This is a genomic window from Acinetobacter sp. ANC 3781 (genome assembly GCF_004331285.1).
Classification (GTDB): domain Bacteria; phylum Pseudomonadota; class Gammaproteobacteria; order Pseudomonadales; family Moraxellaceae; genus Acinetobacter.
Genome location: NZ_SJOH01000004.1, coordinates 111,759 through 126,472, shown reverse-complemented (window position 1 = coordinate 126,472; position 14,714 = coordinate 111,759). Strand labels below are relative to the sequence as shown.

Here is a 14,714-nt window from a genome sequence, read left to right as displayed (position 1 = left end):
CTTTATTCTAGAGGCTTGGTTAGTAAACTAACTTGTGTTAAACCAGCATCTTGAAGACCTGACATTAAAGCCATGACCTCTCCATAAGGACGTGTGGTAGCACCATTAATAACAACATTCATTTCCTTGTTATCATTTTTGGCTTGGGTTTGTGCCTCAATTAAAACACTTGTTAACTGAGCCAAATCAACAGGACCGTTTTTCTGGTTTTTATATTCCAGATAATACAGACCGTCTTTATCCAGGGTCACGATTGTTGGTGCATCTTTAGATTCGATGGGATTGCCATTGGCTTGAGGTAAATCGACTTTAATCCCACTGGTGATCATGGGTGCAGTGACCATAAAAATCACCAAAAGTACTAGCATGACGTCGATATAAGGGACGACATTCATCTCACTTTTTAAAGGCTTTTTGACACGCTCAAAGCGTCCAGAACGCTGAATTGCCATTAGTCATTTTCCTGTGTAGAACTCACAGTTTGACGTTGTAATAGCGCCACCATTTCTTCAGCAAATAATGCGCGGTCAGAATAGACAGTTTCACCTTTAGCAGTGTAATGGTTAAAGGCCAATACAGCAGGAATTGCAGCAAAAAGACCAATCGCTGTTGCAATGAGGGCTTCGGCAATACCGGGAGCTACCGTTGCCAAAGTAACTTGATCAACATCTGCCAGACCAATAAAGGCATTCATGATGCCCCAAACCGTACCGAACAGACCGATATAAGGTGCAACAGAACCAATACTGGCAAGTGCGCCCAAGCCTTGTTCAAGCAAACCTTGGTCACGGCTTAAACCGACACGTAAAATACGTTCTGTACCTTCAATCGTTTGTGTAGCAGGAGCTCGGAATTTTTTAAGTTTAAAAAACTCGCCAATGCCTTGATAGAAGATATCTTCCAGACCGGTACGTTTGGAATTGAGTTGGGCGTTGTTGTATAGGGTATTAAGTTCAGCGCCAGACCAGAAGATTTTTTGAAAATGCTCATCTTCAGCCTGGGCCTTTTTATAACTCATATGTAACTTGGCAATCAGATACCAACTGTATAAAGATGCTAGCAGGAGCACCAACATGACCAGTTGAACGATGGGACTTGCTTGTAAAATAAGATCTGATATGTGTAAAGATGATTCTAGTTGTGTTGCCATAGTTACAATGTGCCAATAAATTTTTTAGTCTTGTCCTAACTCTTTTAGAATTAGATTACGGATTTCCTCAGGAAGCCGTGTTGGACGCATGCCGTCTACACTAATACATGCCAATTCGACTTCTCCAGATGCAAGCATGATTTCACCACGATAAATATTTTGTTGCAATACAAAAGATGTTGCTTTACATGAAACAACACTCGCAGTCACCGTAATCAGATCATCCATGAGGATTGGACGTGAATATTTCACATTTATTTTATGTACCACAAAGTGATAATCTTTTTGATGCCAGTAATGCTCAACGCCTGCCGCACGTAACCATTCGGTGCGGGTGCGTTCCATAAAACGAATATGGTTTGCATGATAGACAATGCCACCTGCGTCAGTGTCTTCAATATATACACGAATGTTAAATTCGAATTTATTCGTCATGATTGGGTCCCATTTTTCAATTCAGTTTTATGGATTTAGCTGCACTTTTAGCGGATTGAAAAAACTGTGGAAATGACGGTTTTTGCGCTAAGAGTCAAGCTATGTAACGCATTGCAGTTTATCATCATGAGAGTTGAGTCCAATGGCACAAGGTTTCAAATGAGATCTATTCTGTATTGAATTAGCAAAACCTTTAGAGCTAAAAAAGTGAGCAAAGGATGCTCACTTTTTTGAAAAAATGTATTTTATTTTTTTGCAGCGTGCATCTTTTTCCAGTCTGCCTGTACCTGTTCGGCAACTTTTGGATAATCCAGGACGAAGCGCACATGGCTTTCTACTCCGGTTTTTAAAGTTGCATTATCGACGATAAATAACGGGTTATGGTTAGGTGCAGCTTTCGCCATGTCTTGATCGGCAGGGGTTGCGCCGACAAAGACGAACAAAGATGGCATCAGCTGACCATAATAAGCAAAATCTTCACTGGCACTGGCATTGTTGTCCAGCACATGCAGTTTATCTTCGCCATTCACTTGCGCAAGTGTAGGTTGCATCAGCTTGGTTAAGGTTTTGTCATTGGTCGTCACAGGCGCGTATGGGGCAATTTCTACTTTTGCAGTCACATTATTGGCTGCGGCATTATGTTCAACCATTTTTGGTAAGTCTTTTAAAATACCTTGGCGAACATTTTCACTGTTGGAACGAATAGTGCCGACCATATTCACCTGATCGGGGATGACATTACCGGTTGTACCGCCGTGAATACTGCCAATACTGACTACGCCCATGCCTTGGGTCAAATCAGCATTACGACTGATTAAACTTTGCATGTTGCTGATCATTTGTGAAGACGCATAGATTGGGTCACGTCCGAGCCAAGGCATAGAGCCATGTACCTGTTTACCATTGACTTGAATACGTAAATGGTCGGCACTGTTCAGAATCGCGCCATCTTTATACAGGATATTGCCGCTTGGCATGCCTGCCATTACATGCATACCGAAAATGACTTCCGGTTTAGGATTATTCAATGCACCATCGGCAATCATTTTACGTGAACCAATTAAATGACCTTGAGTAAAGTTATCAATATCGGCACCGCCTTCTTCAGCCGGCTGGAATACAAAGACTACAGTACCTGCAATTTTATCTTTATTGGCTGCTAAAGCTTTGGCTGCGCCCAATAACATTGCGGTATGCGCATCATGACCACAGCCGTGCATGACATGAGTTTCTGCACCTTGATAAATGGCTTTGGCTTTACTGGCATAAGGAAGACCAGTTTTTTCTTCAATCGGCAGGGCATCCATATCCGCACGTAATGCCATCACTGGACCCGGTTTCGCCCCTTTAAGTACACCAATCACACCTGTTTTGGCATAGCCTTTACGCACTTCAATGCCATAAGATTTTAACTCTTTTTGTACCAGCTCAGAAGTTTTGAATTCCATATTTCCAAGTTCAGGATGTTGATGAATGTGTTGGCGAAGCTTAATAGTATGTGCTTCAACATTTTTAACGGAATCATCAATCCAGTCTGCAAAGCTCAGTTGGCTGCAAAGGATAAGGGGAAGACAAAGGGAGATCTGCTTGTACATGTTCATATCTTGGGAGAACCTTAAGAGTTTGAAATAGTTAAAGTGACTCTATAGAATTGCATATTGTTTTAAATTTAACCAAAACCCTGTAGGTATCTTAAATATACCTTTAAGGTATGCTTTATTTTAGTGATTGGAATAAAAGGTTTTTATTTATACTTTTACTTTGTAAATTTATGTATTTTACTTTGAAATTAGCATCTAATGAGTTGCGGTTGTTGCAAGAGTTAGTTTTTGGATCTGTGTCCCAGAGATTTAATTCGATTCAATTTATTAAGTTGTTACAGCCTAGCTAAACATTCGAGATTTAAATGAGTCGCTTTTTTAAATATATAGTTATTTTCGCATTGGGGTTCGCACTGTGGAATTATTGGCTGAAACCGGATAAAGGCATTTCAGATGCGGCTGATTATCAAAGCATAGAGGGAGTGCAGCAGTTCAACGGTTACAGCATGACGAGTTTACAGCCTTATACGGGAGAGTTTCGGGTTTTATCGAGAGAAAATTATAACTTTGGACGTGAATCGGAAATTAGCCCGGTCGATTTTGCTTTGGGATGGGGAGCCATGGCAAATCCTGCCGTTTATAAGCAGTTGTCTATCCGGCAAAGTAATCGTTGGTATTACTGGCGTTATGAAAATGCTCCACCTATTCCAGTCAATGAAATTTCAACCCATAGTGCCAATACGCATTTAATTCCTGCAACAAAAGCAATCGCCAAACAACTGGCTCAAATTGATCAAGACAATTTGATTTATTTGAAAGGGCATTTGGTGGAAGTAAAAGCACAAGATGGATGGACATGGCGGAGCTCTTTAAGTCGTGAAGATACAGGCGGCGGTTCATGTGAGTTAATGTTGGTGGAAGAAGTACGCGTTATTTCTAAGTTATAAGTATCCAATTGCTTAAAATAAATAGAAAAAATTTAAGATGATTTCAATAGAAATTTTAAATATTAAGGTAGGGGAAAGTGGTAGAACAAGAAAATAGTCAGGCTTTAATTTTACAGCAGCCGAATGGGCAGAAAGTGTACTTGGATTTAAATCATTCTACAGATACAACTGCAATTTGGTCTTTTGTTATTGCGATGATGATCGCTTTTATATTGGGAATATCAGCCACGATTATTGCGATTTGGTATGGAAGGAAAAGTTTTGATTTAACAAAACAATCTTTTGAGGCTGTCATAAAACAAATTAGAAGCTCAGAGGATTTAATGGCTTCATCAAATCGTGAACTTATTGAAAGCCAAGAAAACTTAAAAAGAATAGATATAGCTAACGAAAGATGTAATTCAATTCGTTCGGTAGCTGCTGAATTTATTTCGTTATGCGAACACTTAATGTATGAAGCTAAAAATTTACAGAATAATCTAATTGGAACATTACCAATTGACTATTTAGCAGAGCTAACCCAAAAAAGAGATCTAATGGAAATCAATGGGACAAGATTGGAATTGTACTTAGGGAAATCAGATTTAAGCGCTAGTATTCTTATACTTAAGCGAGGATTGATTAGAGAAATTACTCCTGGTTTAAAGAGAGAAAAACACGATGTTGAGGTAAGTTATTGGCAGGATGAAATTAGAAATTTCAAACTAAATCTTACAGACTACTTTGAATAAGAATTGCCTAATAAAAGAAAGGGAGAATAAATCTCCCTTATATATCACTTCTCTTTCGGTTCAGGCGGTGTCATCCCAAACTGTAAATACGCCATATTGGTGGCAATACGGCCTCGTGCAGTACGCATTGCATAACCTTGCTGAATCAAATATGGTTCAATCACATCTTCCAAAGTACCTGAATCTTCCGCCATTGCTGCGGCCAAAGCTTCCACACCGGCAGGCCCACCATCAAAACGTTCTAACAACATGCTTAAATAACGACGGTCTAAAGTGTCCAAACCATCTTTATCGACTTTCAACATATCCAGTGCACGTTGCGCCATATCCTGATTAACTTCACCAGTGCCTTTGACTTGTGCATAGTCACGAACACGACGCAGCAAACGGTTGGCAATACGCGGCGTACCACGCGCACGACGGGCAATTTCTTTTGCACCATCACCGGTCATTGGAACTTCCATTAACAATGCTGAACGCGACACAATATGGGTTAAATCTTCAACCGAATAAAATTCTAAACGCTGCACAATACCAAAACGGTCACGTAGTGGAGAGGTGAGTAGACCTGCACGTGTCGTTGCTGCAACTAAAGTAAATGGTGGTAAATCCAGTTTAATCGAACGTGCGCCCGGGCCTTCACCAATCATGATGTCGAGTTGGTAATCTTCCATGGCTGGGTACAGGATTTCTTCAATAACGGGAGAAAGACGGTGGATTTCATCAATAAATAAAACATCACCTTCCTCTAAATTGGTCAACATAGCGGCCAAATCACCAGCACGTTCAAGTACAGGACCAGAAGTCGATTTTAAATTACCGCCCATTTCTCGCGCGATAATGTTGGCCAGCGTGGTTTTGCCTAAACCTGGCGGACCAAAAATGAGGGTATGGTCGAGTGCTTCACCACGACCACGAGCTGCGCCAATAAAAATCTCCATTTGCTCACGTACCACCGGCTGACCAATATAGTCATCGAGGGAAGTGGGACGGATGGCACGATCAAAATGATCTTCGGGTTTTTCAGAACCACTGATAAGACGGTCTTGCATAATGATTTAGATTTACCTTTAGGGGCATCAATTGAGTCCGTAAGGATTCATACAGCCTCAAATATTTATCTGAGTTTAGATGCAATTGCGTAGGCATAACTTTACTTTTGCCAGATGAGCAGTATACCGCGCAAGGTAACAAAACCCTTTATAGAAATAATGGCATGTCCATATTCCATATTTCTGCGGCAGCATTCAGGCTGCTTTTCATTGCATCTATTTACATCTATAACATTAAATAATGAATTATTTATTCATCGACTTTAATGCTGCACGAATAATATCACCCGCTTCGATATAATCACCTTTCACGGCATTAATCAGTTTTTGTGCTTCAGCAGGTTTGTAGCCTAAAGATTGTAAAGCCGCTTCCGCTTCTGCCACAGCAGAATTGCCGGTAAACTGAATTTGTGGCGCTGTTGAGTTGGTTGGGACATTGCCTGCAGACATGGCTTTAAAACGGTCACGAAGTTCGATCATCAAACGTTCAGCAGTTTTCTTACCCACACCCGGAACTTTTACCAAGGTATTCAGATCTTCATTTTCAACGGTATGAATCAATAAATCGATACTTAAAGTTGATAAAATACCAAGCGCCATTTTTGGACCAACGCCGTTTACTTTAAGTAAGGTACGGAAAATGGTTTTCTCTTGCGCATCTAAAAAGCCGTAAAGCAATTGTGCATCTTCACGAACCGTTAAATGTGTCCATAAAGTCACTTTTTGCCCTTTGTGTAATTGGCAAAATGTAGAAAGTGGGGTATCCACTTCATAGCCCACGCCATTTACATTTAAAAGTACTGTCGGTGCTTCTAAAGCAAACACTTCACCAATGAGACATCCAATCATTTTAATTTGTCACTTATCTGTCGTGGGTTGCATAGTAGTGAGCATTCGCAGGAAAGGCAAAATGCTCACGCATAATTTATTAAAAATAATTCGTTAAAATTTGCAGAAGTATTACCCCGCATATCTTCAAAAACTTAGATCAAACCGGCTTTGTTGCCTTGTAACTCTTGTGACAGGTTATAAGCCTGATGGTCTGAAAACTTCGAAATAATGTCCAGCACCTGCATAATATTTTCATAATGATTACTTTCAAAATTCACACCAGCACGCTGCAGCATAGACATTAGACGCTGTTCCTTAAAACTTAAAGTTTTATGCGGTGTGGTCAGGGGAATAAAGGCATTCAAAATATTTTGCAGACTTTGATGCGCGATAATTTCCAGACCGGCTTTTTGCGGATGTTCAAAAATTTTGTCACGCGCCAAATTCTTCGCTCGGTCAATGCCACGTTCAATATCTTCAGCGCAATACTGCAATAAGCTGCCCTTGAGTTGTCCCGACAAAATTTCATAGTGATGTTTGGCAAATGCCGTGGTCACTTCATCAACCAGTCGTTTCATGACTCGGCCACGTAAAGCGGCAATTTTTTGCTGCCATGTTGTCGTTGGTATAGACAATTCTTCCGGTCTGCCATAATCCGCAATCAGGTCAAGGAAAATCGGTTCCACTTCTTCATAAGAAAGCATATTTAAAATAATGCCATCTTCCAAATCAATCAGGGCATAACAAATGTCATCTGCTGCTTCTAATAAATAGGTTAGTGGATGACGGCAATAGTGATATTCCCCCAACTGAATTAAACCCAGCTGTTCTGCAATTTGCTTTAGAATTTCTTTTTCAGACTGATAACAACCAAACTTTGCCCGTTGACTGGCAGGGCGGTCGCCCTGAGATGCAATCGTTTTAGACAACCATGGATACTTTAAGTAAGCGCCTAATGTTGCGTAAGTCAGGCGCATGCCACCATCATTCGGATGATAGTCAATTTTAGTCAGTAAGCGTAAACCTTGAGCATTACCTTCAAATTGACGTACATCGGCTTGTTCTTCAGGTGTGAGTTCTGCTAAAAAGTTACCATGTGAAGCATCATCAAACCATTCGCGAATGGCATATTCACCGGCATGTCCAAAAGGTGGATTGCCAATATCATGTGCCAGACAGGCGGCCTGAATAATGGCGCCGACATCGGCAGGGGAAATCCAGACGGGCAGTTGATCTTTAATTTTTTCAGCTGCGAGCATGCCAAGGGAGCGACCAATACAGGACACTTCTAAAGAATGGGTTAAACGGGTATGAATGCCATCATGCTGGGTCAGCGGATGGACTTGAGTTTTACGGTTTAATTGTCGAAAACTTTGCGAAAAAATAATACGGTCATAATCTTTATGGAAGGGGCTACGTGCCTGTTCTGTACTCTGTTTTTTGCTACCAATGCGAACTGTCGAAAGCAGTTCTAACCAACGCATTTGTTCCATTTATCATTATTCAGTGACGACCTGAATTCATCATGCCAAAAAAAAATCCAATAGACTAGAGTAGTGCGACATGAATTGTCGGGAAAATATTTTTGAGTGAAAGTACTTATTCTTGAGTTATAGAAAAAAACAGATCAATAGATCTGTTTTTTTAAGTGAGACCAATAATTATACCAAATCTTCACCATTCGCTTTTGCTTCTTGTGTATCGCGATAGACTGCTGTGCACAAGGTAAAAAGAATACAAGTTGCAACGAGTGGCCAAAATAAAACATACAAGGTAAGAAATTGGGTAGTCATATAAAACTCCTTATTTGTTTTTGTTAGGTAATTGATGAAATTCAATCACCATCTGATTGATTGTTTTAAAATCAAAATGATCTTTTCGATTTAACAACGTGATGCCAGTACACACCAAAGCGCTCGTGCCATAAGCAGTGAGAGAGCTTAATAAAGTGGTGTAGTCACGTAAAAATCCGATGGTCCAAGGCAATAAAGCGAGAGTGGCAAAAATACCGACCCATAAACCGACTTTTTTGCCAAAAAAACCAAAACTCATCAGGCCAAGAACTACGCCGGCGCCTAAAGTTGCAATAAACTCAAAAGCATAAGCAGTCAGACCTTGAATCGTAATCCATTCAAAACGTACAGTCAGGAAACTGATAAAGGCCAGTAGGACTGCCCAGTTAAAGGCACGCGCTGTGACTTTACCCCAATACAGACTGACAATGACCGGGAAAACAATTGCTCCCCATAGCGCGCCGACAAAAATTAACATTGATAAAATATCGAATTTTAATGTCGCAATCAGAATACCGAGCATGGTGGCTACAATCATGGTCATACGGCCAATAAACAGCATCTTTTTGGGATCAGGACGGTTTTTGGCGATTTGTTTGCCATAAATATCGGTCATGACCAGAGCCGCCAGTGCAGATAAGTCAGAATCTGCTGTAGATGACAATGCCCCAATTACCATGATAAACAGCAATACCACCATAAAGGGTGGAAGATAGGTTGCAGCCATTTGTGGAATCAGGTTATTTAAATTGCCGTCAATAGGTTGTATGCCAGCAAACAAGGCCAATAATCCGAGCATTCCTAATCCAATCACAATCGCTGCGTAACCAATCGTTGCAGTAATGAAACTCGGTTTGATCAAATCTTCGCGAACGGCAAATAATCGCTGGGCAATGGTTTGGTTACCAATCGCATAGGCCAGAACGGCGACAAAAAAAGGTGCACCTTGTTCTAGAAAGGCAGCTTTAGAAAAGAAATTCAGTTGATCGGCGCTTAAGTTGTGTACCCCAGTTTGGAATAAAGCCGGCCCACCTAAAGTATAAAAAATGACAGGAATAATAATCACAGCAGCCACAATCATCGCCACCAACTGACCAAAATCTGTAAACACGGAAGAGCGGAAACCTGACCAGAGCGTATAGGATAAAACCCCAATACCCGTAATGAGAACACCGTGAGTAAAGCTTAAAGGGGAAAGAATCTCAACCAAGGCGCCCGCAGCAGTAAAGTTCACCATCAAACTAATAATACTACCGACAATATTTGAACCCGCTAAAATGAGCTGGCTTTGAGTGCCATGACGGGCATGCATAATTTCGGCTAGCGTATGGGCATTAGGTGCAAGTTCCCGAAAACGCTTACCAAAAGGATAAATAAATAGAATCATCAGCGCACCCCAGAAACCATAGTGCAGTGCGCCTGAAACGCCGTATTTATAGCCCGAGGAAGCCGCTGCATAGAATGAAGCGGCCCATATCCAAGTGGCGGTCATGCTTGCCGCTGACATACCAAATCCCATGGAACCATTGGATACCATGTAACCATCGACATTTTCATTTTTTCGTTTAATCCGCAACGAAAGTAAAAAAGTTATGCCGTAAAAAAGCACCATCAATAGTACAGTGGTTGTACTAGTGAATTGAAACATAATAACTCCTTAAGCGCGTCACAGTCTTGTTTAAACAAGCTAACAACTGAGTGACAGATTAAGGCTCTAATTCAGAAAGAGCAGAAATATTGAGATAAATATAAGCTTGTAAGTCTATGAATATAATATTGATATATTCCTGCTTACAATAAAGGTGAACATCCGTAAATTGTTCTAACGATAAGAACAACTGTATATATCGGGAAGGCGAGTGTAACATAAGTTCATCAAATTAACTGATGAACCCCATCATTGTAAAAATTTTTTACTTATATAGATGTTTTGCATGATTTAGCTCTACTGATTAAAATATTCCTGCAGCCAAAAATTTTTAATTAAATACATAAGCTTATTCGTAATCTTTTGCTAAATAATATTTTTTTTTCATAAACAATTAAAATGTAACATTTTTTTAAATTATAGTTGATCTACATCATTCAACTGTAATTTTAAAGTGCTAATGGTCAGCTTTAACAGGTTAAAGCATAAGAATATTAAGGATTTGAAATTATTTAGAAATAACATAAATATGAATTATTCAAAGATATATGGCATCTTTTGACTGATAATTAAGATGTTTTTGTCAAAAATTATCCGCTATACTTCACAGATTCGTAAATTTCTATCTAGCTGATTTGGTCAATACCAAGTAGAATATGCGCTCTCTCTAAGTCACATTGGCGGTATGGTCCCAAAGACCTGCCCGTGGAGCCAAAATCAGCATGTTTATCGTGGCCGGTGCACCAGCACACTCTTCTTTTAAGAAAACTCAACTCTTAAACCGTTTAGCGTCAATGAGTTCTGTTCAATCAATTGAAAGTCAATGGATTTATCTGTTTGATCAAACGCTCAACGAGCAGCAGCATCAATCTGCATTACAACTATTAAATGACGGTGCGTCTTTTGAAGTTCGCCAACCGGCAAGTGATGAAATTCAAGTTCTTGTAACACCGCGTTTGGGGACTATCTCTCCATGGTCGTCTAAAGCGACTGATATTTTTGCCAATTGTAATACTCCCATACACCGCCTTGAACGCGGTGTTTTGTTTACTTTAAAGGGTATTTCTGAAATATCGAATGAAGTGAAACTGGCATTGCATGACCGCATGACTGAAAGCGTGTTCAATCAAATTGATGATGCGGCTGCCTTATTTAACGAGACTGAACCAAAACCTTTAAATAGCATTGATATCTTAGGTCAAGGTAAAGAAGCACTGGTTAAAGCCAACTCTGAATTTGGTTTTGCATTGTCTGATGAAGAAATTGATTACTTAACCGAAGCATTTATCAAGATGGGTCGTAACCCACATGACATCGAGCTAATGATGTTTGCACAAGCAAACTCTGAGCATTGCCGTCATAAAATCTTCGGTTCTGAATGGACCATTGATGGTGAAAAACAACCATTGTCATTGTTCCAAATGATTAAAAACACCTATAAAGAATCGCCTGCAGATGTATTGTCAGCCTATAAAGACAACGCTTCTGTAATTGTGGGTTATGACACGCAACGTTTCTATCCAAAACCGGATGAAAACGGTCATCACGTTTATAAATACAAGAGCCAAGCTGCTCATATCTTGATGAAAGTAGAAACTCATAACCATCCAACAGCGATTGCACCATTTGCCGGTGCTGCGACAGGTTCGGGTGGTGAAATCCGTGACGAAGGCGCGACAGGTCGTGGCGGTAAACCCAAAGCAGGTTTAACCGGTTTCACCGTGTCTAACCTGAACATTCCGGGTTTTGAACAACCTTGGGAAGACAACTACGGCAAACCATCGCGTATGGCATCTCCACTACAGATCATGATTGATGGTCCTTTAGGTGGTGCTGCGTTTAACAACGAATTTGGTCGTCCGGCCTTAAATGGTTACTTCCGTACTTTCGAACAAAATGTAAATGGCGATGTAAAAGGTTTCCACAAGCCAATTATGATTGCCGGTGGTTACGGTAACATCCGTCCTGACCATGTAGAAAAAGATCCAATTCAACCGGGCGACTTATTGATCGTTCTCGGTGGTCCTGCAATGCTGATCGGCTTAGGCGGTGGTGCAGCATCTTCTGTAGATAGCGGTAAACTCGGTGAAAACCTCGATTTCGCATCTGTACAACGTGAAAACCCGGAAATGGAACGTCGTTGCCAGGAAGTGATTGATACCTGCTGGCGTTTTGAAGATAACAACCCAATCGTATCTGTACATGACGTGGGTGCGGGTGGTGTATCGAATGCCATGCCTGAACTTGTGAACGATCACGAACTGGGTGCAGTCTTGAATCTTCGCAAGATTCCTTCATTAGAGCCAGGCATGTCTCCAATGGAAATCTGGTCGAATGAAGCACAAGAACGTTATGTATTGGCGATTCGTCCATCTTCATTAGAACTTTTTGAATCGATTTGTGCACGTGAACGCTGCCCATTTGCGGTACTTGGTGAAGCAACTGAAGCACGTCACTTGACGGTTGAAGACCCATTGTTTGATAACAAAGCTGTGGATATGCCAATGCAAGTGATGCTTGGCGGTACACCTCGCATGAGCCGTTCATATGAAACGATTGAACGTAAAGGCGATGACTTCACTGCGGCAAATATTGATTTAAAAGATGCGATCTACCGCGTTCTTAAAAATCCAACCGTTGCATCTAAATCGTTCTTGATCACCATTGGTGACCGTTCGATTACCGGTATGGTTGCGCGTGACCAGATGGTAGGTCGTTGGCAAGTTCCTGTAGCGGATGCTGCAGTAACTACAACCAGCCTTGTCGGTTACACAGGTGAAGCAATGGCGATGGGTGAACGTCCTCCTGTTGCATTGTTAAATCCTGCTGCTTCTGCACGTTTGGCTGTCGCTGAATCGATTTCAAACATCATGTGTGCCAACATTGAACAGATCAGCGACATTAAATTGTCTGCGAACTGGATGGCGGCAGCTGGTCAAAAAGGCGAAGACCAAGCATTATTTGAAGGTGTTAAAGCTATTGGTATGGAAATGTGTCCAGCCTTGGGTATCGCAATTCCAGTGGGTAAAGACTCATTGTCTATGCGTACCACCTGGAACGACGAAGGGATTGACAAATCAGTGACTTCACCAATGACAGGTGTGATTACTGCATTTGCACCAGTGGGTGATGTGCGTAAAACATTGACCCCTGAATTGAAAAATGAAGATTCAGTACTGGTACGCATTGACTTGTCTAAAGGTCAGTTCCGTTTAGGTGGTTCGATTCTTGCTCAGGTTTACAAAGCCATTGGTTCCGTGACCCCTGACGTAGACAGCTTCGATGCCTTCAAGGCATTCTTCGCTTTAGTTCAAGACTGGAACAACCGCGGCTTAGTGAAGGCTTACCATGACATCGGTGATGGTGGTTTGTTAGCTACTGTTGCAGAGATGATGTTTGCTTCACGTTTAGGTGTAGAACTTGAAGATCAATCGACTGAAGCTTTATTTGCTGAAGAAATTGGTGCAGTACTACAAATCGCAACAAGCAATTGGGAAGCACTCCAAGCTGAAGTTGCTGAATCAGTATTGAAAGATGCAATTAGCGTTGTTGGTCGTGTAAACAACACGGATCAATTGTCTATCAACGGTTTGGTACTTGAACGTAGCGACTTGCAAGTGGCTTGGACTGAAGTTTCACATCAAATCCAACGCTTACGTGACAACGTTGAAACTGCGGACTCTGAGTTTGCTTTAATCACAGACAAGAATCACAAAGGTATCATTGCACAGCCGACATTTGACTTGAATGAACCTGTTGAAGCGCCGTTTATTAATTCACGTCGTCCAAACATGGTGATCTTGCGTGAACAAGGCGTAAATGGTCATATTGAAATGGCTGCAGCATTCGACAAAGTGGGTTTCAACACTGTCGATGTTCACATGAGTGATTTGATTGCGGGTCGTATTGATCTTGACGACTTTGAAGGTTTAGTGACTTGTGGTGGTTTCTCTTACGGTGACGTCATGGGCGCAGGGGGTGGCTGGGCTAAATCGGTTCTATTCAATCCTAAACTTCGTGACCAGTTCGAGAAATTTTTTAATCGTCAAGAAACCTTCTCTCTAGGGATATGTAATGGTTGTCAAATGTTGTCCCAATTGGCTCCATTGATTCCGGGTGCTGATGCTTGGCCACGTTTCCACCGCAATACTTCTGAGATGTTTGAAGCGCGTGCGGTTAACGTACGTGTTGAAAAGTCTAACTCGATTCTGTTAGAGGGTATGGAAGGTTCGATTTTACCAATCGCAGTTGCGCATGGTGAAGGTCGTGTTGTTGCAAGTGAAGACAAAATTGCTGCATTAAATGCAGGCAATCAAGTTAGCTTACGCTATGTAGACAGCTTCGGTAATCCTACACAGCAATATCCATTGAACCCGAATGGTTCACCGGAAGCGATTACGGGTGTGACCTCGCAAGATGGTCGTGCAACGATTATGATGCCGCACCCTGAACGTAACTTCCGTGCAGTTCAGCATTCTTGGAAACCTGAAGAATGGACTGAAGATGGTGCATGGTTACGCATGTTCCGCAATGCACGTAAGTTCATTGGTTAATCTTCCCTAAGATGCTCTAAAGCCACCTTCGGG

General features: G+C 41.3%; 12 protein-coding genes. 3 read left to right on the top strand and 9 right to left on the bottom strand.

Features of this window, described 5'->3' with window-relative positions; all coding sequences use genetic code 11:
* Window positions 1-2: 2 nt before the first annotated feature.
* The 4 genes from tolR to E0H89_RS04565 form a co-directional block, all read right to left on the bottom strand.
* Window positions 3-452 carry a protein TolR gene (tolR, locus tag E0H89_RS04580; protein WP_131214889.1) on the bottom strand — a complete coding sequence of 150 codons (450 nt, stop codon included), beginning with the start codon at window positions 450-452 and terminating at the stop codon, window positions 3-5.
* Window positions 452-1,150: a protein TolQ gene (gene tolQ, locus E0H89_RS04575; RefSeq protein ID WP_131214887.1), complete on the bottom strand. Its 699-nt coding sequence runs from the start codon at window positions 1,148-1,150 to the stop codon at window positions 452-454. Before tolQ ends, tolR begins: the two co-directional genes overlap by 1 nt.
* Window positions 1,151-1,174: 24 nt before the next feature.
* Window positions 1,175-1,585 (bottom strand): tol-pal system-associated acyl-CoA thioesterase, encoded by a 411-nt coding sequence (gene ybgC, locus E0H89_RS04570; protein WP_131214885.1) that lies wholly within the window; start codon window positions 1,583-1,585, stop codon window positions 1,175-1,177.
* A gap of 245 nt (window positions 1,586-1,830) precedes the next feature.
* Window positions 1,831-3,180, bottom strand: coding sequence for an amidohydrolase (locus E0H89_RS04565; protein ID WP_165494021.1), 1,350 nt, complete (start codon window positions 3,178-3,180; stop codon window positions 1,831-1,833).
* Window positions 3,181-3,491: 311 nt separating this feature from the next.
* Between E0H89_RS04565 and E0H89_RS04560 the strand changes: the two genes are divergently transcribed.
* Both E0H89_RS04560 and E0H89_RS04555 read left to right on the top strand, forming a co-directional pair.
* Window positions 3,492-4,073 (top strand): hypothetical protein, encoded by a 582-nt coding sequence (locus tag E0H89_RS04560; protein WP_131214882.1) that lies wholly within the window; start codon window positions 3,492-3,494, stop codon window positions 4,071-4,073.
* Window positions 4,074-4,150: 77 nt separating this feature from the next.
* Window positions 4,151-4,804: a hypothetical protein gene (locus E0H89_RS04555; RefSeq protein WP_131214880.1), complete on the top strand. Its 654-nt coding sequence runs from the start codon at window positions 4,151-4,153 to the stop codon at window positions 4,802-4,804.
* Window positions 4,805-4,848: 44 nt separating this feature from the next.
* Here E0H89_RS04555 and ruvB read toward each other — a convergent pair whose 3' ends face one another.
* The 5 genes from ruvB to E0H89_RS04535 form a co-directional block, all read right to left on the bottom strand.
* Window positions 4,849-5,856, bottom strand: a complete 1,008-nt coding sequence (gene ruvB / locus E0H89_RS04550) for a Holliday junction branch migration DNA helicase RuvB (protein WP_131214878.1) — start codon at window positions 5,854-5,856, stop codon at window positions 4,849-4,851.
* 246 nt (window positions 5,857-6,102) lie between these two features.
* Complete coding sequence (gene ruvA, locus E0H89_RS04545) at window positions 6,103-6,705, bottom strand: Holliday junction branch migration protein RuvA (protein ID WP_131214876.1); 603 nt, start codon at window positions 6,703-6,705, stop codon at window positions 6,103-6,105.
* 134 nt (window positions 6,706-6,839) lie between these two features.
* Window positions 6,840-8,180: a deoxyguanosinetriphosphate triphosphohydrolase gene (locus E0H89_RS04540; RefSeq protein ID WP_131214874.1), complete on the bottom strand. Its 1,341-nt coding sequence runs from the start codon at window positions 8,178-8,180 to the stop codon at window positions 6,840-6,842.
* A 168-nt stretch (window positions 8,181-8,348) separates the two neighbouring features.
* A complete protein-coding gene (locus E0H89_RS16590) occupies window positions 8,349-8,480 on the bottom strand; it encodes a putative transporter small subunit (protein WP_214609800.1) in 132 nt (43 codons plus the stop codon).
* A 10-nt stretch (window positions 8,481-8,490) separates the two neighbouring features.
* On the bottom strand, window positions 8,491-10,128 hold the full coding sequence (locus tag E0H89_RS04535) for a sodium:solute symporter family transporter (protein ID WP_131214872.1): 1,638 nt from the start codon (window positions 10,126-10,128) through the stop codon (window positions 8,491-8,493).
* A 722-nt stretch (window positions 10,129-10,850) separates the two neighbouring features.
* On the opposite strand from E0H89_RS04535, the gene purL reads away from it, so the two are divergent.
* Window positions 10,851-14,681 carry a phosphoribosylformylglycinamidine synthase gene (gene purL / locus E0H89_RS04530; RefSeq protein ID WP_131214870.1) on the top strand — a complete coding sequence of 1,277 codons (3,831 nt, stop codon included), beginning with the start codon at window positions 10,851-10,853 and terminating at the stop codon, window positions 14,679-14,681.
* Window positions 14,682-14,714: the final 33 nt, after the last annotated feature.

Excerpts from the sequence above, each read along its gene's own strand:
- E0H89_RS04565 (WP_165494021.1), bottom strand. The coding sequence starts at position 3,180 with ATGTACAAGCAGATCTCCCTTTGTCTTCCCCTTATCCTTTGCAGCCAA.
- ruvB (WP_131214878.1), bottom strand. The coding sequence starts at position 5,856 with ATGCAAGACCGTCTTATCAGTGGTTCTGAAAAACCCGAAGATCATTTT.
- E0H89_RS04560 (WP_131214882.1), top strand. The coding sequence starts at position 3,492 with ATGAGTCGCTTTTTTAAATATATAGTTATTTTCGCATTGGGGTTCGCA.
- tolR (WP_131214889.1), bottom strand. The coding sequence starts at position 452 with ATGGCAATTCAGCGTTCTGGACGCTTTGAGCGTGTCAAAAAGCCTTTA.
- E0H89_RS16590 (WP_214609800.1), bottom strand. The coding sequence starts at position 8,480 with ATGACTACCCAATTTCTTACCTTGTATGTTTTATTTTGGCCACTCGTT.
- purL (WP_131214870.1), top strand. The coding sequence starts at position 10,851 with ATGTTTATCGTGGCCGGTGCACCAGCACACTCTTCTTTTAAGAAAACT.
- E0H89_RS04540 (WP_131214874.1), bottom strand. The coding sequence starts at position 8,180 with ATGGAACAAATGCGTTGGTTAGAACTGCTTTCGACAGTTCGCATTGGT.
- tolQ (WP_131214887.1), bottom strand. The coding sequence starts at position 1,150 with ATGGCAACACAACTAGAATCATCTTTACACATATCAGATCTTATTTTA.
- E0H89_RS04535 (WP_131214872.1), bottom strand. The coding sequence starts at position 10,128 with ATGTTTCAATTCACTAGTACAACCACTGTACTATTGATGGTGCTTTTT.
- ybgC (WP_131214885.1), bottom strand. The coding sequence starts at position 1,585 with ATGACGAATAAATTCGAATTTAACATTCGTGTATATATTGAAGACACT.
- ruvA (WP_131214876.1), bottom strand. The coding sequence starts at position 6,705 with ATGATTGGATGTCTCATTGGTGAAGTGTTTGCTTTAGAAGCACCGACA.